Consider the following 17,106-nt stretch of genomic DNA (forward strand, 5'->3'; position numbering starts at 1 on the left):
TTTCACGAATGTGACAACCGGCCCCGCAATCGGGGCCTCGGAGGCCCTGATGTCATCCGCAACAACTTCCCAGGTCGTACCTGGCGGCCTGCAGATCCGCGACCCGCGCGATGCCATTGCCGGCGCGCTGTTCATCGTCTTCGGCGCGGCTGGCGGCGCAATTGCCGTGAGCTATCCGCTGGGCACCGCCATGCGTATGGGCGCGGGCTATTTCCCGCTGTTGGTCAGTGTCGTGCTGGTGCTGCTCGGCGCTGTGGTACTGCTGCGCAGCCTGTCGTTCAAGGTCACCGAGCGTGATTCGCTGGGTCAGATGTTCGCCTTGCGCCCGGCGCTTTTCGTCACCGCGGGTGTACTGGCCTTTGCCTTTCTGGTGCCGGTGTTCGGACTGCTGCTGGCGACGCTGGTGCTGACCCTGCTCAGCGGTTATGCCCGTCGGCAGGCGCGTATTGCAGAGCTCGCCAGTCTCGGTGTGGCGCTGTCCGGTTTCGGCGTGCTGGTGTTCGCCTGGGGGCTTGGCCTGCAGCTTCCCGTGCTGCCGGTCTGAGGTGCATTGAATGGATCTGCTGGCCAGTCTCGCCATCGGCATCGACGCCGCGCTGACCTGGCACAACCTGCTCTACTGCCTGATCGGCGTGACCCTCGGCACTCTGGTCGGCGTGCTGCCGGGCCTGGGGCCAGTGGCGACCATCGCCATGCTGTTGCCGATCACCTATGGCCTGCCGCCTTCGGCCGCGCTGATCATGCTTTCGGGAATCTACTACGGCGCCCAGTACGGCGGCTCGACCACGGCGATCCTGGTCAACCTGCCGGGCGAATCATCCTCGGTGGTGACCTGCCTCGACGGCCACGCCATGGCGCGCCAGGGCAGGGCGGGGGCCGCGCTGGGTATGGCCGCCATCGGCTCGTTCGTGGCAGGTAGCCTGGCCATCCTGCTGGTGGCAGCGGCTTCGGCGCCGTTGTCGGAATTCGCCCTGCGCTTTGGCCCGGCCGAGTATTTCTCGCTGATGTTGCTGGGCATGGTCGCCGCCGTGGTGCTGGCCCATGGCGACCTGTTCAAGGCCCTGGCCATGACGTTGCTCGGCCTGCTGCTGGGTATGGTCGGCGTGGATGTCAATTCGGGAGAGGAGCGCTTCACCTTCGGCCTGCCGCAACTGGCCGACGGCATCGACTTCGTGGTGATCTCCATGGGCATCTTCGGTATCGGCGAGATCATCGCCAACCTGGAGCGCGATGAATCGCGTCCGCCGTTGCGGGGGCGCCTGGGGCGCATCCTGCCGACGCGCGACGATTACCGCCGCTCCTGGAAGCCGGTGCTGCGCGGGGCCGGGATCGGCTCGGTGCTGGGCATCCTGCCTGGTGGCGGAGCGATGCTCAGTTCGTTCGCTGCCTACATGATGGAGAAGCGCCTGGCCAGGGAGCCGGAACGCTTCGGCAAGGGCGCCATCGAAGGCGTCGCCGGCCCGGAGGCGGCCAACAATGCCGGCGCGCAGACCTCCTTCATTCCGCTGCTGGTGATGGGCCTGCCGTCCAATGCGGTGATGGCGCTGATGGTCGGCGCGATGATGATCCACGGCATCGTCCCCGGCCCACAGGTGATCACCGAGCGTCCCGAGCTGTTCTGGGGGCTGATCGTCAGCATGTGGGTGGGCAACCTGCTGCTGCTGTTGCTCAACCTGCCGCTGGTAGGCATCTGGGTGAAGCTGCTGTCGGTGCCGTATCGCCTGCTGTACCCGGCGATCCTGCTGTTCTGCTGCATCGGCGTATACAGCGTCAACAACCGCCTGTTCGACGTGCTGCTCACCGTCCTGTTCGGACTGCTCGGCTACCTGCTGGTGAAGCTGCGTTGCGAGCCGGCGCCGCTGCTGCTGGGTTTCATCCTCGGCCCGATGATGGAGGAGAACCTGCGTCGCGCCATGCTGCTGTCGCGTGGCGATCCCAGCGTGTTCTTCACTCGGCCGCTGAGCCTGACCCTGCTGCTGCTCGCCGCGGGGCTGATCCTGATCATGTGTCTGCCGCGCCTGCGCGCCACACGCAAGGTGGCCTTCAGCGAAGAGAACTGACCACTTTCGTATCTCCCCGGACCTACCCGGATCACGGTGCCGCCAACGGTTCCGCTCACGGCAGTCAGGGTTTTTCTGCCCTCGTGAACCACAAGGAAACCCACACCATGTCTGCAAAACTCTTCCTCAGGCGCCTGCTGGCGCTGACCACGCTGTCCGCCTCCCTGGTGGTCGGTGCCGCTGAATGGCCAAGCCAGGCGCTGAAGATCGTCGTGCCGTATCCTCCGGGCGGCGCCGCCGACACCGTGGCGCGCATCTACGCTGATGCCCTGAGCGAGTCGCTCGGTCAGAGTGTGCTGGTGGACAACCGCCCGGGCGCCGGCACTGCCATCGCCGCCGAGTTCGTCGCCGCCAGCAAGCTCGACGGCTACACCCTGTCGCTGGTGCCAACCGGCCAGCTGACCGTGCTGCCGCACATCGTCGACAACCTCAAGTTCGATCCGCAGAAATCCTTCGCCCCGGTATCGCTTCTGGCCTACACCGGGCTGGTGGTCGCCGCCGGCGAAAAGGTCGAGGCGCAGACGCTGCCGCAACTGGTCGAGCTGGCCAAGGGCAAGCCGGGCGAGCTGTCCTACTCCTCCAGCGGCAGCGGCACCATCGTCCACCTGGCCGGCGAGTACCTGCGCCTGACCACCGGCACCGACCTGCTGCACGTGCCGTTCAAGGGCAGTGCGCCGGCGGTGACTGCGGTGCTCGGCGGCAACGTCGACGTGGCGGTGGACACCCTGACCATCCTCGCGCCGCAAATCCAGGCCGGCAAACTCAAGGGACTCGCCATCGCCTCGGCACAGCGCTCGCCGTTGCTGCCGGACGTGCCCACCGTCGCCGAACTGGGTTATCCAGGCTTCGAGGTCACCTCCTGGTTTGGCCTCAGCGCACCGGCTGCTACGCCGGAAGCCGTGGTCGAACGCCTCAATGCCGAAGTCGCCAAGGCCGCCGCCTCGCCGCGGGTGCAGGAGAAGCTGGCAACCCAGGGCCTGGTGGCCTGGCCGTCCACGGCGCAGGCCTTTGCCGAACAGGTACGCAGCGACTCGGCCAAGTACGCCGAAGTCGTCGCCAAATCCCATATCACCTTCGACTGACCGCGAGGAACGATCAACATGACTCTGCCTGCTTTCCTCCGCCGTCTGACCTTCGGCACCCTGATGCTGGCCTGCAGCGCCTCCTGGGCGGCCGAATGGCCAAGCAAACCGCTTACCCTGATCGTGCCGTTCCCGCCGGGCGGCGGTGCCGACACCATCGGCCGCTATTACGCCGAGCAGCTTTCCAGCGCCCTCGGCCAGCCGGTGGTGGTGGACAACAAGCCGGGTGCCGGCACCGCCATCGCCGCCGAAGCTGCCGCCAAGGCCAAGCCGGACGGCTACACGCTGTCGCTGGCCACTTCCGGGCAGTTGGCCGTGCTGCCGAACCTTGTGGATAACCTGCGCTTCGACCCGGAGAAATCCTTTGCCCCGGTTTCCGTGGTGGGCTCGATCCCCAACGTCATCGCCGTCAACGGCAATGTCGAGGCCAAGGACCTTCAGCAGCTGATTGCCGCCGCCAAGGCCAGGCCGGGCACGATCAGCTATTCCTCCTGCGGTAACGGCACGCTGTGCCATCTGTCCGGCGAGCTGTTCAAGAGCCTGGCTGGCGTCGACCTGCTGCACGTGCCTTACAAGGGCAGTGCGCCGGCCGTGACCGCGCTGCTGGGGGGTGAAGTAGACGTGGCAGTGGATACCCTGACCATCCTTGCCCCGCAAATTCAGGCCGGCAAGGTGCGCGGCCTGGCTCTGGCCAGTGCTCAGCGCTCGCCGCTGCTGCCGGACGTGCCGACCGCCGCGGAAGCCGGTCTGCCAGGCATGGAAACCGCCGGCTGGTTCGGCATCGTCCTGCCGGCCGACACCCCGCAGGCCATCGTCGAGCGCCTCAACCAGGAAATCGAGACGATCGCCAAGTCGCAGCAGACGGCCACGCAGTTCAGCCGGAACGGCATCACCGTCGAATACACCAGCCCCGAGGCATTCGCCCAGATCATTCGCGATGATCGCCGGCGCTGGGGCGAGGTGGCCAAAGCCTCCGGTGCGCAGATCGAATGATCTGCGCTTTGCGCCCGCCTGTTGAGGTTGCAGCTGGCGATTCATAGGCGCGGTGCGCTACCCGGCATCTCTCAACAGGGAGCAGAACCCCTGAAAACGAAAAAGGCCCCGCATCGCTGCGGGGCCTTCGTATTCATGGTGCCGGCACCAGGAGTCGAACCCGGGACCTACTGATTACAAGTCAGTTGCTCTACCAGCTGAGCTATACCGGCGGAAGGGCCGCCATTATAGCGATTGAGTGCAGCGAGTAAACCTCTTCGACGCTTGTCGGCGCAGCTTTCGGCATCAGCGTGACGGGGCTTATGCACAAAGGTGATGCGTATTGGTACGTTCGTTCTGAAATTTTGTGCGCTGTGTCTCGGAATTTCGCAACCTCCTGTATTTCCTGGCTTTTCATGTGATGAACAAAAAATGAGCAGCCTTTCCGGGTTGAGCACGGCAAGGCTTTGCGGGTGTTTGCCCAGATTTCATCAACAAAGTTATCCACAGGTTTTGTGGGTAAGTTCAGCGTTCGGCCAGGAGCAGGACGTTGCGTGGTGTGAGCCGGGGCGGGCAGAAGCTGCCGAGCTGCACCTGGTAGCCCTGTTCTTCGAGGAACAGCGCGCGGTCCAGTAGCAGCCAGAGTTCCAGGGGGCGGCGGAACAGGCTGCGGGGGAGTTCCAGGTTGCGCACCACGGCGAGGCGTTGCCAACCCGCTGTTTCCAGCGCCTGCCAGTCGCGATCCGCCGGGGTGGGCAAGCCCTTGAGGGCACAGAGATCGCGGCAGTACTCCGGGAATGGCTTGTCCAGCCAGCTGGTGGCCAGCGAGGGGATGGGCAGGTAGCGGTCGTTGCCGGTCAGTTCCCTTTGCAGGAGGTCGAAGGCCAGTCGGCGCGCCATGGACTGGTCGCGCTGGCGGCGAACGCGGGCTCCGGCCGTGACGGTCTCGCTGAGAGGCAGGCGCAGGTCGGCCTGGCTGAGGTGCAGCGCGGAGTTCCTCGCCGTTGCGGAGAGCGGTTGGTAGTCCGGCGTCTGGATGCGGTTGTAGCAGCAGGGCGCTATCGCCAGTTGCCGGCAGCCGGCGGCGCTGGCCAGTTGCATCAGGCGCACGTGGAGATCGCCACAGGCATGCAGGGCCACCGCGGTGTGTTCGGCAGTGAGGTGGCGGCCGGCGTCATCCGCCAGAGCGTCCTGTTCGTGGTGCCGAGCTGCCAGCCCCAGGCGCTGGCTGAGTTTCTGGCCGCTGGCGACCAGTTGCGGGTCGAGTTCGATGCAGGTCAGCAGCGTGCCGTCGTGGGCCAGGCGACGTCCCAGATGTCCCTTGCCGGAGCACCAGTCCAGCCAGTGAGCGGGGGCCTGGCGAAAGCCGAGACAGCTGGCGAAGGCGTCGATCTGCTGCCACTTGCGTCCGGGAACGTCCACGGTGAACGCATGGGGAATTGCCTCGGTGCGCGTGGCAGGCAGTTCTCCGATCTGGCTGAGTCCGGACGATTGCGCCGCAAGCTGTGGATAAGGTGCCGGGGCCTGCAGCTGCTCCGGCTGGTTGTGGATGGCGTCCGCCTCCGCCAGGCTGCGGCCGCGCAGCCATGCGGCCAGCTCGGGGTGCTCGCGCTCCCAGGGGAGTTCCAGTTCGGTGAAGGGTGTTGGGCGCCAGATGTGCTGGTGCGTGCGCAGGTAGTCGTCCAGGGCGGCGAAGCGTTCCCGCAGGAGCGGGCCTTGGAGGGGCGCGGGGCTGGTCATGGGGTGAGGCGGTGGATATCAGGGGGCGGCGATTATAGCGCCGCCCCCTGCGCTCCTCATCCGGGGACGAGGAGCGGTAGCGGGCTCAGCGACCCTGCAGGGCGTCTACCCGCAGCTTGTGCTCCAGCAGGCGGAAGGCCCGAACCAGTACGTAGGCGATCAGCAGGTAGAACAGGCCGGCAGCGAAGAAGATCTCCACCGGCAGGTAGGTGCGGGCGATGATCGTACGTGCCATGCCGGTAAGTTCCAGCAGGGTGACGGTACTGGCCAGGGCGCTGGCCTTGATCATCAGGATCACTTCGTTGCTGTAGGCCGGCAGGCCGATGCGCGCCGCGCGCGGCAGGACGATGTGGATCAGCGCCTGGGTGCGCGACATGCCCAAGGCCCGCGCCGCTTCGATTTCCCCCGGCGGAACGGCCTGGATGGCCCCGCGCAGGATCTCGGCGATATAGGCCGCGGTGTGCATGGTCATGGTGATCACCGCGCACCAGAACGGGTCGCGCAGGTAGGGCCAGAGCGGACCTTTGCGCACCGCATCGAACTGCGCGAGGCCGTAGTAGACCAGGAACAGCTGCACCAGCAGTGGCGTACCACGGAAGAAGAAGATGTAGCCGTAGGGCAGGGCGCGTACGTACCAGTGGCGCGATGCGCGGGCGATGCCCATGGGGATTGCCAGGATCAGGCCGGCGATCACTGCGATGGCCACCAGCTCCAGGGTGAGGATGGCGCCCTGGGCCAGTTGCGGCAGGTATTTGACGATGACTTCCCAGTTCATGCTGCGCTCCGCTTGAAGCCGCGGCTGGCGCGCTTCTCAAGCCAATGCATGCCGATCATCGCGAGGATGGTCAGGCCCAGGTAGATGAAGGCGGCCACCATATAGAAGGTGAAGGGCTCCTTGCTGGCGGTCACGGCGATCTGCGAACGGCGCATGATTTCCTCAAGGCCGATTACGGAAACCAGTGCCGTGTCCTTCATCAGGATCATGAACAGGTTGCCAAGGCCCGGCAGGGCGATGCGCCACATCTGCGGCAGGATCACCCGCCAGAGGATGCGCCCGCCGGACAGGCCAAGGGCCAGGCCCGCTTCGCGGTGTCCCTTGGGGATCGCCAGGATGGCGCCGCGGAAGACCTCGGTGGCGTAGGAGCCGAAGCACAGGCCGAGGGCGATGGTGCCGGCGGCAAAGGCATTCAGCTCCAGGGAGGGGTAGCCGAGCGCCTCGCCCAGGCTGCGCATCAGGTTGACCGTGCCGAAGTAGATCAGCAGAACCCAGAGCAGTTCGGGAATGCCGCGCACGATGGTGGAATAGGTGCCACCCAGCCACTGCAGCGGCTTGATGGATGAAGTCCTGGCCAGGGCGCCGAGCAGGCCGAGCACCAGACCCAACGCCAGCGCGGACAGCGCCAGCTTGATGGTCATGAGCGTGCCCGCGGCCAGGGCCGGGCCGAATCCGTGAAGGTCTAGGGTCATGGGCGTTCAGGCGCCGGTGCCGCGCAGGGGCGGCACCGGACGGGCAGGTCAATAGATGCTGAAGGGGAAGTACTTGTCGTTGATCTTCTTGTAGGTGCCGTCAGCAACGATTTCCTTCAGCGCGGTGTTCAGCTTCTCGCGCAGCGGGTCACCCTTGCGCACGGCAATGGCGATCTTGTCGTTGTCGAACACCGGGTCGCCCTTGAACTCGAAGTCCTTGCCGGCGTCGCTCTTCAGCCATTCCCAGTTCACGAACTTGTCAGCCAGCACGCCGTCGAGGCGGCCGGAGGCCAGGTCGAGGTAGGCGTTTTCCTGAGTGTCGTAGAGCTTGATGTCGACAACGTCCTTCATGTTGTCTTCCAGCCAGGTGCCGGCGATGGTCGCGCGCTGGGCGCCGATCACCTTGCCCTTCAGGCTCTCCTTGTCGGTTTTGAAGTCGCTGCTTTTCGGCGCGATGTACTGCAGCTTGTTGGTGTAGTAGGGGTCGGTGAAGTCGACGGCCTGCTGGCGCTCTTCAGTGATGGACATGGAGGCGACGAGGAAGTCGAACTTCTTGGCGTTCAGGGCGGGGATGATGCCGTCCCAGTCGGAGGTCACCACTTCGCACTCGACCTTCATCTTGGCGCAGAGGGCCTGACCGATCTCCACGTCGAAGCCGCCGGCCTGGCCGCTGGCGTCGATCAGGTTGAAGGGCGGGTAGGCGCCTTCGGTGCCGATCTTCAGCTTGTCGGCGGCCACGGCGCTGGTGCCGAAAGCGAGTGTGGCGGCCGCAGCCAGCAGAATCTTCTTGTAGTTCTTCATTGTGCTCTTGCTCCGTGTTTTAGCGATTGCTGGACATGAATTGTTTACAGCGCGCCGACTGCGGGTTGTCAAATACCTGCTCTGGCGGTCCCTGTTCTTCCACCAGGCCCTGGTGAAGGAAAACCACTTCGCTGGATACGTTCCGGGCGAAGTTCATTTCATGGGTGACCAGCAGCATGGTGCGGCCTTCCTCGGCCAGCGCGCGGATCACGTTAAGCACTTCTTGTACCATCTCCGGGTCCAGCGCCGAGGTGGGCTCGTCGAACAGGATCACCTTCGGCTGCATGGCCAGGGTACGGGCGATGGCCGCACGCTGCTGCTGGCCGCCGGAAAGCTGGGTCGGGTAGACGTGGCGCTTGTCGGCGATGCCGACCTTGGCCAGCAGGGCCTCGGCGATTTCGATGGCTTCGGCCTTGCTCTGGCCGAGCACGCGGCGCGGCGCTTCGATGATGTTGTCGAGCACCGTCATGTGCGGCCAGAGGTTGAAGTTCTGGAATACGAAGCCGATCTCGCTGCGCATGCGATTGATCTGCTTGTTGTCGGCGGCAACCAGTTCACCGGTGCGGCTCTGCTTGAGCTTGAGCTCCTCGCCGGCAACCAGGATCTGGCCTTCGTGCGGGTTCTCCAGCAGGTTGATGCAGCGCAGGAAGGTGGACTTGCCGGAGCCGGAGGATCCCAGGATGGAGATCACGTCACCGTCATTGGCGGTGAGGGAGATGCCCTTGAGCACTTCTAGAGCGCCGTAGCGTTTGTGCAGATTACGGATTTCAAGCGCTGGCGTGGCTTGGGCCATGGGGGGTCCTCTTATTGTTCGGGGGCACTCTGGCGGTGGGGCGGCCTTCCTGGCGAGGGCCAACCTAGCATAGCCACTTGCCAGGTGAAAGCTGGCGGAGAGCCCTGAAATGGCTCTACGGGCGCGGTTGTCGCATCGCTGCAGTTGCTTGTCGCGGTAGCTAAAAAAGCCCCAGGGCCGGGCTGAAACGCACGAATGTCGCGGCTTCGCGCCATTCTTGTGGTTTTCTTCTTTGGAATCAATCGGTTACTTCGCGCGCAGGTGCCTCCGACTCGATCCATGCAGCGGCCAAGGCTCGCTTGGCTTCGCTGGCGTCTTTGGTGGCGAGGGACCGTTTGCATTGGCCTCCACAGAAAACGGCGGCACTTGTAGGTTGGGTAGAGCAACGAAACCCAACGTTTCGCGGTTGATGCCGGGCGCGTTGGGCCTCGCTGCGCTCGGATCAACCTACGGGGCCGCTGCGCGGCCCTTCGCGAAGCTTTCCGGGATATCGCCCATTCGCCAGCAAGCTGGCTTCGTGTACCAGTGTGGTGCGGGTTGGCAATGCTTCAGAAAGCAAAAACCCCTGAAACCGTTAGGAGTCAGGGGTTCGGTATTAGTGGTGCCCAGGGACGGAATCGAACCGCCGACACGGGGATTTTCAATCCCCTGCTCTACCGACTGAGCTACCTGGGCAACGGGGCGCTATTAAACGGATTTGCCGGCACCTCGTCAACACCCTATCGAAAAAATTTTTAGTTTTTTCGGGCGCTTACGCGCTTGGGGGGACATAACCCTCGGCCTGGGCGTATTCCTCGCCCGAAAGGAACTTGTCCATTTCGGACTGGAGGAACTTGCGGTCCTCGGCATTCATCATGTTCAGGCGACGCTCGTTGATCAGCATGGTCTGGTGGGCCTGCCACTCATCCCAGGCCTTCTTCGAGACGTTGTTGAAGATGTCCTCGCCCTTGGCGCCCGGATACGGCGGACGCTCCAGGCCCGGCAGTTCCTCTTTGTACTTGCGGCACATCACGGTGCGGGTCATCGCGGTTCTCCTGCATTCAATACGTCGGCCGCGCGCTTGAGCAGCTTCTTCACCGGGGCGGCTAACCCTAAGCGCGGCGGGGTGGCGAGGTTATACCAGAGCCAGTCGCCCTCGGCCACGGCGGGGGCGCTGCCTTCGACGGCCACCAGCCAGGGCTCGATGGCCAGCTGGAAGTGGCTGAAGGTGTGGGTCAGCCCGGGCAGTTCGCGGCGCTCGCCCAGGTGCAGTGAATGCTGGCTGGCCAGCGGGGCGAGGGCATCCAGGTCGTCCAGCTCCGGCAGGCTCCAGAGACCGCCCCAGAGGCCGCTCGAAGGGCGGCGGTAGAGCAGGATGGCGCCGTCGCGGCTGGCCAGCAGCGGCATCAGGGTGCGCTTCTGCGGCAGCGTCTTTCGCGGCTTCGGCGCGGGGTAGGCGGTTTCCCGGCCCAGCGCGTGTGCGCGGCATCCGCTCTGCAGCGGGCACAGCAGGCAGCTGGGCTTGCTGCGGGTGCAGAGGGTGGCGCCGAGATCCATCATCGCCTGGGTGTAATGGTTCACCCGGACCTGCGGGGTGAAGCGCTCGGCCACGTCCCAGAGCTGCTTCGCCACTTTCGGTTCGCCCGGGTAACCCTCTTGGGCGACGTAGCGGGCCAGGACGCGTTTGACGTTGCCATCAAGGATGGGCGCGCGCAGGCCCATGGACAGGCTGGCGATGGCGCCGGCGGTGGAACGCCCGATGCCTGGCAGCTCCGCCAGCTTTTCCACATCGCGGGGGAATTCGCCGCCGAACTCGGCAACCACCTTCTTCGCGGTCTTCTGCAGGTTGCGGGCGCGGGTGTAGTAGCCGAGGCCTGTCCAGAGATGCAGCACCTCGTCTTCCGGCGCGGCAGCCAGGGCCTGCACCGTGGGCAGGGCGTCCATGAAGCGGTCGAAGTAACCCAGGACGGTGCTGACCTGGGTCTGCTGCAGCATGATTTCGGATACCCAGACGCGATAGGGGGTGATGCCCTGTTGCCAGGGCAGGTCCTTGCGGCCGTGGCTGTCGTACCAGTCGAGTACGGCGCCGGAGAACTGCTCGGGGGTCATCGTTTGAACAGCCCCTTGAGCGCGTCCTTGAGTTCCGGGCTGACCTTGTCGCCGAGTTTCTCTTCGAGCTTCTCGGTGAGCTTGCTGCCGGCCAGCTTGGCGGCCACCTTGCCCATGCCGTCCTTGTCCAGGCGGCAGGCCTTGGCCCCCAGTTCCAGCGGGCCGCGGCAGCGCAGCGGCCACTCGATGCCGACATAGCGCTCGTTGACCTGGCAGGCCGGGTCCGGCATCGCGCTCTTGTCGCCTTCGATGACCACGCCGAGGCGGTAGTCCAGGCCGAGCACGCGCAGGTCGACGGCGCCATTGCCCTTGACGCTGAGGCCGGGAATGCTGGCGCGCATGTCGGGGTTGTTGGCCACGCCGTTATTGAAGGTGAGCGAACCCTTGAGCTCCCGGAACGGCGTTTCACTGCCGCCACGGGTGGTGGAGAGCGACTTGCGGTTGAGGGTGGCGATGCCCTGGCAGAGCTGCTGTTCGAGGTTGGCGTCGAGCAGCGCGCCATCGTTGAGGGCGAAGCTGGCTGTGCCGTTGAGGCCGTCGACCCAGGCCTTTTGGCTGTTGCCGCTGCTGGTGACGTCGGCGGTCAGGTCCAGTAGGCCGCGCACCGGCGGCTTCTGTTCCTGGGCCTGGAGGAGTTTTTCCACCGGCACATTGTTGATGCGCTTGTGCGCCTTGAGCAGCGGCACCGCCTGGCGTGCGTCGATCTGTGCATTGGCCTGGAAGCTGCCGCCGAACAGCCCGCCGCGCAGGTCTTCCAGGGTCAGCAGGCCGGCTTTGCCGTTGGCCTTGAGGCTGACGTCATCCATGGGCAGCTTGTCGACGGTGAACTGGCCGAGGTTCAGGGTGGCTTCCAGGTCGACCTTGCGCAGCTGGTCCACCGGCAGCACCGGGGCTTCGCTCCAGGCCGCCTGGGTTGGAGCGTTGGGCAGCGGCGTGGTGCCCTGGGTCGCAGCGGCCACGGCAGGCTTCACTTCGGCCTGGCGGGCGGTCTGGGCTTGCTGCTTGGCCTCGGATTTGGGCGGCAGGTAGCGGTCGAGGTCGAGCTTGTCGCCCTTGAGCTGCACCCGCACGGCTTTCCGGGAGAAGTCGGCCACGGCCAGGCGGCCGCTGAAGGTGCTGTCGTCCAGCTTGAGGTTCAGGCCTTCGAAGGCAAGGCTGTTGGCACTGCCATTGAGCTTGGTGACCAGCTCGAATTTCTGCAGGGCGGTGGCGTCGCTCATGGGCGGCAGTTCGACGCCGACGCCGGTGAGGAACTCGCGCAGGTTGAGCGGGGCGATGGACAGGCCGCCTTCCAGGCGCGGGTCCTTGTCGAGGTTGCGCACTTTCAGTTCACCGAGGGCGCGCAGCTGGTTGCCGGAGAGCTTGAGGCTGTTCCATTCGGCGATGTTGGCGGCCAGGTCGGCGAGCAGCTGGCCTTGGGCGTTGAAGGTGAGGGTCTTGCCTTTCAGCGGCTCGCCCGAGGCCTCGCCGTTCAGCTTGAGGTCTTCCAGCTGGTAGCGCTTGATGGCGCGTTCGAAGCGCAGGTTGGCAGTGAGGTCGGTCTTGGCGCGCAGTACCGGCTGATTGGTGCCGAAGAAGGCGCTGAGCTTGAGAGGAATGCTGGCGCCTTCGCGGATGGCGCCAGTGGTCAACTCGATGCCCTCGGCGGAAAACTGTTTGCCGCTCTTGGCATCGGTGTAGTCGATGCGGGCGTTGCGCACAGTCAGGCTGTCGATATCGAGCTTGATCGGACGGGCCGGCTCGGCGGCGGGGGCCTGCCTGGCCTCTTCGGCCGGTGCGGACGTGGCCGGCGTGCCGGTCTGGGCGGTTTTCGGGGCCCTGGCCGGGTGGCCGATGTCTTCCCAGTTGCCGTGGCCCTTGTCGTCGCGCTGCAGGTCGAGGTTGAGGCCTTCGACGCGGATGTCGCTCATCTGCACTTCACGGCGCAGCAGCGGCATGACGCGGACCGACAGGCCGATCATGTCGAGGTTGGCGAAGGGCTTTTCCGGGGTTGTGGCGCTGGCCAGGGTTGCCTGGTGCAGTTCGAGGCCGAGCCAGGGGAACAGGCTCCAGCCGATATCGCCGTTGAGGGTCAGTTCGAGGTTGGCCTTCTCGCGAGCCAGTTGCTGAATCTCGTCCTTGTAATCATTCGGGTCGAACAGGTGGGTCAGGGCGAAGCCTGCCGCCACGATGATCAGCAACAGCCCGAGGAAGATGAGGCCCAGGATTTTGCCGAAGGCTTTCATTGGCCAGTCCTTGTGATGGATCGTGTGAATTGAAGGTGCCGAGTATAGCGCCGGGCCATCGTGATGGCGTTCGGCGGCAAAGGCCCGACTCCCGGGCCCGGGTACGTTGGATGGCGATTTGCGCCGTCGGTTCAGCGGGGAAGGTGCGCCCGCCTCAGAGGCTTTCCAGCGGCAGGTGCAGGCGCGCGGCAAAGGCCTGGCTTTCCAGGTGATCCTTCGGCGCGGCCAGGTGCAGCGGCTTTCCCGCATCCCTTGCCTGGCGGGCTATCTCTTCCACCAGGCGGCGGCCGACGCCGCGATGACGGGTCACCTTGCGCACGCAGAGGTGCGACAGCTGCCAGTGCTGCTCGCCGCGCACCAGCAGGGCGGCGCCCAGCAGGCGGTCGTTGAAGCGTCCCGCCACCAGCAGGCCGTCGGCCAGGCCGCGTTCCACCAGTTCCGCCGCGTCGGCGTAGGGCGGCAGCAGCCAGTCCGGGGCGTCGGCGTAGACCTTCGCCAGGTCGACGCGATCCTGCGCGGAAGGGCTGTTCAGGGTCTCGACGATCACGGGCATGGCAGCTCCTGGGGGCATTGCGGCTAGGGGCCGGCAGTGTAATCCCCGCCGACCGCTGTCGGTAGCGGCGCCAGGAGCCCGCGGCCTATAATGGCGCTCTTTTTCGTGAGCCTTTTGTGGAGCTGGTGATGGCCGAACGCACGGCATCCGTCGAACGCAATACCCTGGAAACCCAGATCAAGGTCTCGATCAACCTGGATGGTACTGGCAAGGCACGCTTCGATATCGGCGTGCCTTTCCTCGAGCACATGCTCGACCAGATCGCCCGCCATGGCCTGATCGACCTGGACATCGAGTGCAAGGGCGATCTGCATATCGACGATCACCACACCGTGGAAGACGTCGGCATCACCCTCGGCCAGGCCTTCACCCAGGCCATCGGCGACAAGAAGGGCATCGTCCGCTACGGCCATTCCTACGTGCCGCTGGATGAAGCGCTGTCCCGCGTGGTGATCGACTTCTCCGGCCGTCCGGGACTGCAGATGCACGTGCCGTTCACCCGCGCCGTGGTCGGCGGCTTCGATGTCGACCTGTTCCAGGAGTTCTTCCAGGGCTTCGTCAACCACGCCCTGGTGACCCTGCACATCGACAACCTGCGTGGCCACAACACCCACCACCAGATCGAAACCGTGTTCAAGGCGTTTGGCCGCGCCCTGCGCATGGCCGTCGAGCGCGATCCGCGCATGGCCGGGCAGATGCCCTCCACCAAGGGCGTGCTCTGATGCAGACGGTTGCAGTCATCGACTACGGCATGGGCAACCTGCATTCGGTTGCCAAGGCCCTTGAGCATGTCGGCGCCGGCCGCGTGCTGGTCAGCAGCGATGCCAACGTGATCCGTGAAGCCGACCGCGTGGTGTTCCCCGGTGTCGGCGCGATTCGCGATTGCATGGCCGAGATCTGCCGCCTGGGCTTCGACAGCCTGGTGCGCGAAGTCAGCCAGGACCGCCCCTTCCTCGGCATCTGCGTCGGCATGCAGGCCCTGCTGGAGCACAGCGAGGAGAACGACGGCGTCGATTGCATCGGCCTGTTCCCCGGCCAGGTGCGCTTCTTCGGCAAGGACCTGGTGGAAGACGGCGAGCACCTGAAGGTGCCGCACATGGGCTGGAACGAGGTGCAGCAGAGCGTCGCCCACCCGCTCTGGCACAACATTCCCGACCGCGCGCGCTTCTACTTCGTGCACAGCTACTACATCGAGGCCGGCAATCCGAAGCAGGTGGTCGGTCGCGGTCACTACGGCAAGGACTTCGCCGCCGCGCTGGCCGAAGGTTCGCGCTTCGCCGTGCAGTTCCACCCGGAAAAGAGCCACACCCACGGCCTGCAGCTGCTGCAGAACTTCGCCGCCTGGGATGGCCGCTGGTAAGCCCATGAGCCGCGCGAAGAAGGCTCCGGGCTTGCAGCTCGATGCCGCCCAGACCCAGGACGCGGTGCTGGCGATCAAGCGTTTCATGGCGGATCGCTTCGAGCTGGAGCTGGGTTCCTTCGAGGCAGAGGAAGTGCTCGACTTCTTCGCCCGGGAATTCGCGCCGCATTTCTACAACAAGGCGATCTTCGATGTGCAGGCGCACCTGAAGGACAGGTTCGAAAGCATCGAGAGCGACTTGTGGGCGCTCGAGAAAGACTGAGCGCCGAGCCGAATCCACTGACTTCGAACAGGTTGAACCGATGCTGATTATCCCCGCTATCGATCTGAAGGACGGCGCCTGCGTGCGCCTGCGCCAGGGCCGCATGGAAGACTCCACCGTGTTTTCCGACGACCCGGTGAGCATGGCCGCCAAGTGGGTGGAAGGTGGCTGCCGCCGCCTGCACCTGGTGGACCTCAACGGCGCCTTCGAAGGCAAACCGGTGAACGGCGAGGTGGTTACCGCCATCGCCAGGCGCTACCCGACCCTGCCGATCCAGATCGGCGGCGGCATCCGCTCGCTGGAAACCATCGAGCACTACGTCAAGGCCGGCGTCAGCTACGTGATCATCGGCACCAAGGCGGTGAAGGAACCCGAGTTCGTCACCGAGGCCTGCAAGGCCTTCCCGGGCAAGGTCATCGTCGGTCTGGACGCCAAGGACGGATTCGTCGCCACCGACGGCTGGGCCGAAGTGAGCAGCGTGCAGGCGGTCGACCTGGCCCGCCGCTTCGAGGCCGACGGCGTGTCCGCCATCGTCTACACCGACATCGCCAAGGACGGGATGATGCAGGGCTGCAACGTCGAAGCCACCGCTGCCCTGGCTGCCGCCAGCCGCATCCCGGTGATCGCTTCCGGTGGTATCCACAACCTCGGCGACATCGAGAAGCTGCTGGCCGCCAAGGCCCCCGGCATCATTGGCGCCATCACTGGCCGCGCCATCTACGAAGGCACCCTGGACGTCGCCGAGGCCCAGGCCTTCTGCGACAGCTACAAGGGTTGATCGACGGTTAACGGTGCGCACGGCGCACCCTACGGGAACACTGTTATGGCCCTCGCAAAACGCATCATCCCCTGCCTCGACGTGGACAACGGCCGCGTGGTCAAGGGCGTCAAGTTCGAGAACATCCGCGACGCCGGTGATCCGGTGGAGATCGCCCGTCGCTACGATGAGCAGGGCGCCGACGAGATCACCTTCCTCGACATCACCGCCAGCGTCGACGGCCGCGACACCACCCTGCACACCGTGGAGCGCATGGCCAGCCAGGTGTTCATCCCGCTGACCGTGGGTGGCGGCGTGCGCACCGTGCAGGACATTCGCAACCTGCTCAATGCCGGCGCCGACAAGGTGTCGATCAACACCGCCGCGGTGTTCACCCCGGAGTTCGTCGGCGAAGCCGCGGCGCGCTTCGGCTCCCAGTGCATCGTGGTCGCCATCGACGCCAAGAAGGTGTCTGCTCCCGGGGAAACACCGCGTTGGGAAATTTTCACCCACGGCGGGCGTAAACCCACCGGCCTGGACGCCGTGGCCTGGGCGAAGAAGATGGAAGACCTGGGGGCCGGCGAGATCCTGCTCACCAGCATGGACCAGGACGGCGTGAAGAGCGGCTACGACCTCGGCGTCACCCGCGCCATCAGCGAAACCGTCGGGATTCCGGTGATCGCCTCCGGTGGCGTCGGCAATCTGCAGCACCTGGCGGCCGGCATTCTCGAAGGCAAGGCTGACGCTGTCCTGGCGGCGAGCATCTTCCACTTCGGCGAGTACACCGTGCCCGAGGCCAAGGCGTATCTGGCCAGTCGCGGAATCCTCGTGCGCTGAGCACAAAACTTGCCTAGCATTCGTCCAGGCTGCACACGTGACGGACTTCGCAGCCTGGGCTGCTGATGCCCGAGCCTCGCTCCCGCGAGGTTAAGCTCAGCGCATTTCC

At 65.3% G+C, this 17,106-nt stretch carries 18 protein-coding genes and 2 tRNA genes; 9 read left to right on the forward strand and 11 right to left on the reverse strand.

The genetic code is table 11. The annotated features are described in order from the left end of the window. Positions 1 to 49: 49 nt before the first annotated feature. From ACFW0B_RS21970 to ACFW0B_RS21985, 4 genes are all read left to right on the forward strand, one after another. The gene (locus ACFW0B_RS21970; RefSeq protein WP_449151096.1) at positions 50 to 544 is read left to right on the forward strand and encodes a tripartite tricarboxylate transporter TctB family protein; all 495 of its coding nucleotides are present in this window, start codon (positions 50 to 52) and stop codon (positions 542 to 544) included. 10 nt (positions 545 to 554) lie between these two features. Further along, on the forward strand, positions 555 to 2,060 hold the full coding sequence (locus ACFW0B_RS21975; protein ID WP_449151098.1) for a tripartite tricarboxylate transporter permease: 1,506 nt from the start codon (positions 555 to 557) through the stop codon (positions 2,058 to 2,060). A gap of 107 nt (positions 2,061 to 2,167) precedes the next feature. After that, complete coding sequence (locus ACFW0B_RS21980; protein ID WP_449151099.1) at positions 2,168 to 3,142, forward strand: Bug family tripartite tricarboxylate transporter substrate binding protein; 975 nt, start codon at positions 2,168 to 2,170, stop codon at positions 3,140 to 3,142. An 18-nt stretch (positions 3,143 to 3,160) separates the two neighbouring features. Next, positions 3,161 to 4,135, forward strand: coding sequence for a Bug family tripartite tricarboxylate transporter substrate binding protein (locus tag ACFW0B_RS21985; RefSeq protein ID WP_449151100.1), 975 nt, complete (start codon positions 3,161 to 3,163; stop codon positions 4,133 to 4,135). Positions 4,136 to 4,271: 136 nt separating this feature from the next. Here the strand turns inward: ACFW0B_RS21985 and ACFW0B_RS21990 are convergent. From ACFW0B_RS21990 to panM, 11 genes are all read right to left on the reverse strand, one after another. Further along, positions 4,272 to 4,347, reverse strand: a tRNA-Thr gene (locus ACFW0B_RS21990). A 292-nt stretch (positions 4,348 to 4,639) separates the two neighbouring features. Continuing rightward, positions 4,640 to 5,854, reverse strand: a complete 1,215-nt coding sequence (locus tag ACFW0B_RS21995; RefSeq protein WP_449151101.1) for a methyltransferase — start codon at positions 5,852 to 5,854, stop codon at positions 4,640 to 4,642. Between the two features lie 85 nt (positions 5,855 to 5,939). Next, the gene (locus ACFW0B_RS22000) at positions 5,940 to 6,629 is read right to left on the reverse strand and encodes an ABC transporter permease (RefSeq protein ID WP_449151102.1); all 690 of its coding nucleotides are present in this window, start codon (positions 6,627 to 6,629) and stop codon (positions 5,940 to 5,942) included. Then, complete coding sequence (locus ACFW0B_RS22005; RefSeq protein WP_449151103.1) at positions 6,626 to 7,321, reverse strand: ABC transporter permease; 696 nt, start codon at positions 7,319 to 7,321, stop codon at positions 6,626 to 6,628. Before ACFW0B_RS22005 ends, ACFW0B_RS22000 begins: the two co-directional genes overlap by 4 nt. A gap of 48 nt (positions 7,322 to 7,369) precedes the next feature. Beyond that, positions 7,370 to 8,122 carry an ABC transporter substrate-binding protein gene (locus ACFW0B_RS22010; RefSeq protein ID WP_449151104.1) on the reverse strand — a complete coding sequence of 251 codons (753 nt, stop codon included), beginning with the start codon at positions 8,120 to 8,122 and terminating at the stop codon, positions 7,370 to 7,372. Between the two features lie 19 nt (positions 8,123 to 8,141). Then, positions 8,142 to 8,915, reverse strand: coding sequence for an ABC transporter ATP-binding protein (locus tag ACFW0B_RS22015; protein WP_449151105.1), 774 nt, complete (start codon positions 8,913 to 8,915; stop codon positions 8,142 to 8,144). A 599-nt stretch (positions 8,916 to 9,514) separates the two neighbouring features. After that, positions 9,515 to 9,590, reverse strand: a tRNA-Phe gene (locus tag ACFW0B_RS22020). 76 nt (positions 9,591 to 9,666) lie between these two features. Then, the gene (locus ACFW0B_RS22025; RefSeq protein WP_449151106.1) at positions 9,667 to 9,939 is read right to left on the reverse strand and encodes an oxidative damage protection protein; all 273 of its coding nucleotides are present in this window, start codon (positions 9,937 to 9,939) and stop codon (positions 9,667 to 9,669) included. Next, the gene (mutY, locus tag ACFW0B_RS22030; RefSeq protein ID WP_449151107.1) at positions 9,936 to 11,003 is read right to left on the reverse strand and encodes an A/G-specific adenine glycosylase; all 1,068 of its coding nucleotides are present in this window, start codon (positions 11,001 to 11,003) and stop codon (positions 9,936 to 9,938) included. Before mutY ends, ACFW0B_RS22025 begins: the two co-directional genes overlap by 4 nt. Further along, positions 11,000 to 13,228, reverse strand: a complete 2,229-nt coding sequence (locus ACFW0B_RS22035; protein WP_449151108.1) for an AsmA family protein — start codon at positions 13,226 to 13,228, stop codon at positions 11,000 to 11,002. The genes mutY and ACFW0B_RS22035 overlap by 4 nt, the downstream gene beginning before the upstream one ends. Before the next feature lie 154 nt (positions 13,229 to 13,382). Continuing rightward, a complete protein-coding gene (gene panM, locus ACFW0B_RS22040) occupies positions 13,383 to 13,781 on the reverse strand; it encodes an aspartate 1-decarboxylase autocleavage activator PanM (RefSeq protein ID WP_449151109.1) in 399 nt (132 codons plus the stop codon). 128 nt (positions 13,782 to 13,909) lie between these two features. Between panM and hisB the strand changes: the two genes are divergently transcribed. The 5 genes from hisB to hisF are packed head-to-tail and all read left to right on the forward strand — an operon-like array spanning position 13,910 to position 16,997. Next, positions 13,910 to 14,503: an imidazoleglycerol-phosphate dehydratase HisB gene (hisB, locus tag ACFW0B_RS22045; RefSeq protein ID WP_044873053.1), complete on the forward strand. Its 594-nt coding sequence runs from the start codon at positions 13,910 to 13,912 to the stop codon at positions 14,501 to 14,503. After that, positions 14,503 to 15,141, forward strand: a complete 639-nt coding sequence (gene hisH, locus ACFW0B_RS22050; RefSeq protein ID WP_449151110.1) for an imidazole glycerol phosphate synthase subunit HisH — start codon at positions 14,503 to 14,505, stop codon at positions 15,139 to 15,141. Before hisB ends, hisH begins: the two co-directional genes overlap by 1 nt. A gap of 4 nt (positions 15,142 to 15,145) precedes the next feature. Continuing rightward, a complete protein-coding gene (locus ACFW0B_RS22055) occupies positions 15,146 to 15,403 on the forward strand; it encodes a DUF2164 domain-containing protein (protein WP_449151111.1) in 258 nt (85 codons plus the stop codon). A 40-nt stretch (positions 15,404 to 15,443) separates the two neighbouring features. Further along, positions 15,444 to 16,181 (forward strand): 1-(5-phosphoribosyl)-5-[(5-phosphoribosylamino)methylideneamino]imidazole-4-carboxamide isomerase, encoded by a 738-nt coding sequence (gene hisA, locus ACFW0B_RS22060; protein ID WP_449151112.1) that lies wholly within the window; start codon positions 15,444 to 15,446, stop codon positions 16,179 to 16,181. Between the two features lie 45 nt (positions 16,182 to 16,226). Further along, the gene (hisF, locus tag ACFW0B_RS22065; RefSeq protein ID WP_449151113.1) at positions 16,227 to 16,997 is read left to right on the forward strand and encodes an imidazole glycerol phosphate synthase subunit HisF; all 771 of its coding nucleotides are present in this window, start codon (positions 16,227 to 16,229) and stop codon (positions 16,995 to 16,997) included. Positions 16,998 to 17,106: the final 109 nt, after the last annotated feature.

Source organism: Metapseudomonas phytobenefica, from assembly GCF_043392685.1.
Classification (GTDB): domain Bacteria; phylum Pseudomonadota; class Gammaproteobacteria; order Pseudomonadales; family Pseudomonadaceae; genus Metapseudomonas.

Excerpts from the sequence above, each read along its gene's own strand:
- ACFW0B_RS21975 (WP_449151098.1), top strand. The coding sequence starts at position 555 with ATGGATCTGCTGGCCAGTCTCGCCATCGGCATCGACGCCGCGCTGACC.
- ACFW0B_RS22000 (WP_449151102.1), bottom strand. The coding sequence starts at position 6,629 with ATGAACTGGGAAGTCATCGTCAAATACCTGCCGCAACTGGCCCAGGGC.
- ACFW0B_RS22035 (WP_449151108.1), bottom strand. The coding sequence starts at position 13,228 with ATGAAAGCCTTCGGCAAAATCCTGGGCCTCATCTTCCTCGGGCTGTTG.
- panM (WP_449151109.1), bottom strand. The coding sequence starts at position 13,781 with ATGCCCGTGATCGTCGAGACCCTGAACAGCCCTTCCGCGCAGGATCGC.
- mutY (WP_449151107.1), bottom strand. The coding sequence starts at position 11,003 with ATGACCCCCGAGCAGTTCTCCGGCGCCGTACTCGACTGGTACGACAGC.
- hisA (WP_449151112.1), top strand. The coding sequence starts at position 15,444 with ATGCTGATTATCCCCGCTATCGATCTGAAGGACGGCGCCTGCGTGCGC.
- ACFW0B_RS22055 (WP_449151111.1), top strand. The coding sequence starts at position 15,146 with ATGAGCCGCGCGAAGAAGGCTCCGGGCTTGCAGCTCGATGCCGCCCAG.
- hisF (WP_449151113.1), top strand. The coding sequence starts at position 16,227 with ATGGCCCTCGCAAAACGCATCATCCCCTGCCTCGACGTGGACAACGGC.
- hisB (WP_044873053.1), top strand. The coding sequence starts at position 13,910 with ATGGCCGAACGCACGGCATCCGTCGAACGCAATACCCTGGAAACCCAG.
- ACFW0B_RS21980 (WP_449151099.1), top strand. The coding sequence starts at position 2,168 with ATGTCTGCAAAACTCTTCCTCAGGCGCCTGCTGGCGCTGACCACGCTG.
- hisH (WP_449151110.1), top strand. The coding sequence starts at position 14,503 with ATGCAGACGGTTGCAGTCATCGACTACGGCATGGGCAACCTGCATTCG.
- ACFW0B_RS22025 (WP_449151106.1), bottom strand. The coding sequence starts at position 9,939 with ATGACCCGCACCGTGATGTGCCGCAAGTACAAAGAGGAACTGCCGGGC.
- ACFW0B_RS21985 (WP_449151100.1), top strand. The coding sequence starts at position 3,161 with ATGACTCTGCCTGCTTTCCTCCGCCGTCTGACCTTCGGCACCCTGATG.
- ACFW0B_RS21970 (WP_449151096.1), top strand. The coding sequence starts at position 50 with ATGTCATCCGCAACAACTTCCCAGGTCGTACCTGGCGGCCTGCAGATC.
- ACFW0B_RS22015 (WP_449151105.1), bottom strand. The coding sequence starts at position 8,915 with ATGGCCCAAGCCACGCCAGCGCTTGAAATCCGTAATCTGCACAAACGC.
- ACFW0B_RS21995 (WP_449151101.1), bottom strand. The coding sequence starts at position 5,854 with ATGACCAGCCCCGCGCCCCTCCAAGGCCCGCTCCTGCGGGAACGCTTC.
- ACFW0B_RS22005 (WP_449151103.1), bottom strand. The coding sequence starts at position 7,321 with ATGACCCTAGACCTTCACGGATTCGGCCCGGCCCTGGCCGCGGGCACG.
- ACFW0B_RS22010 (WP_449151104.1), bottom strand. The coding sequence starts at position 8,122 with ATGAAGAACTACAAGAAGATTCTGCTGGCTGCGGCCGCCACACTCGCT.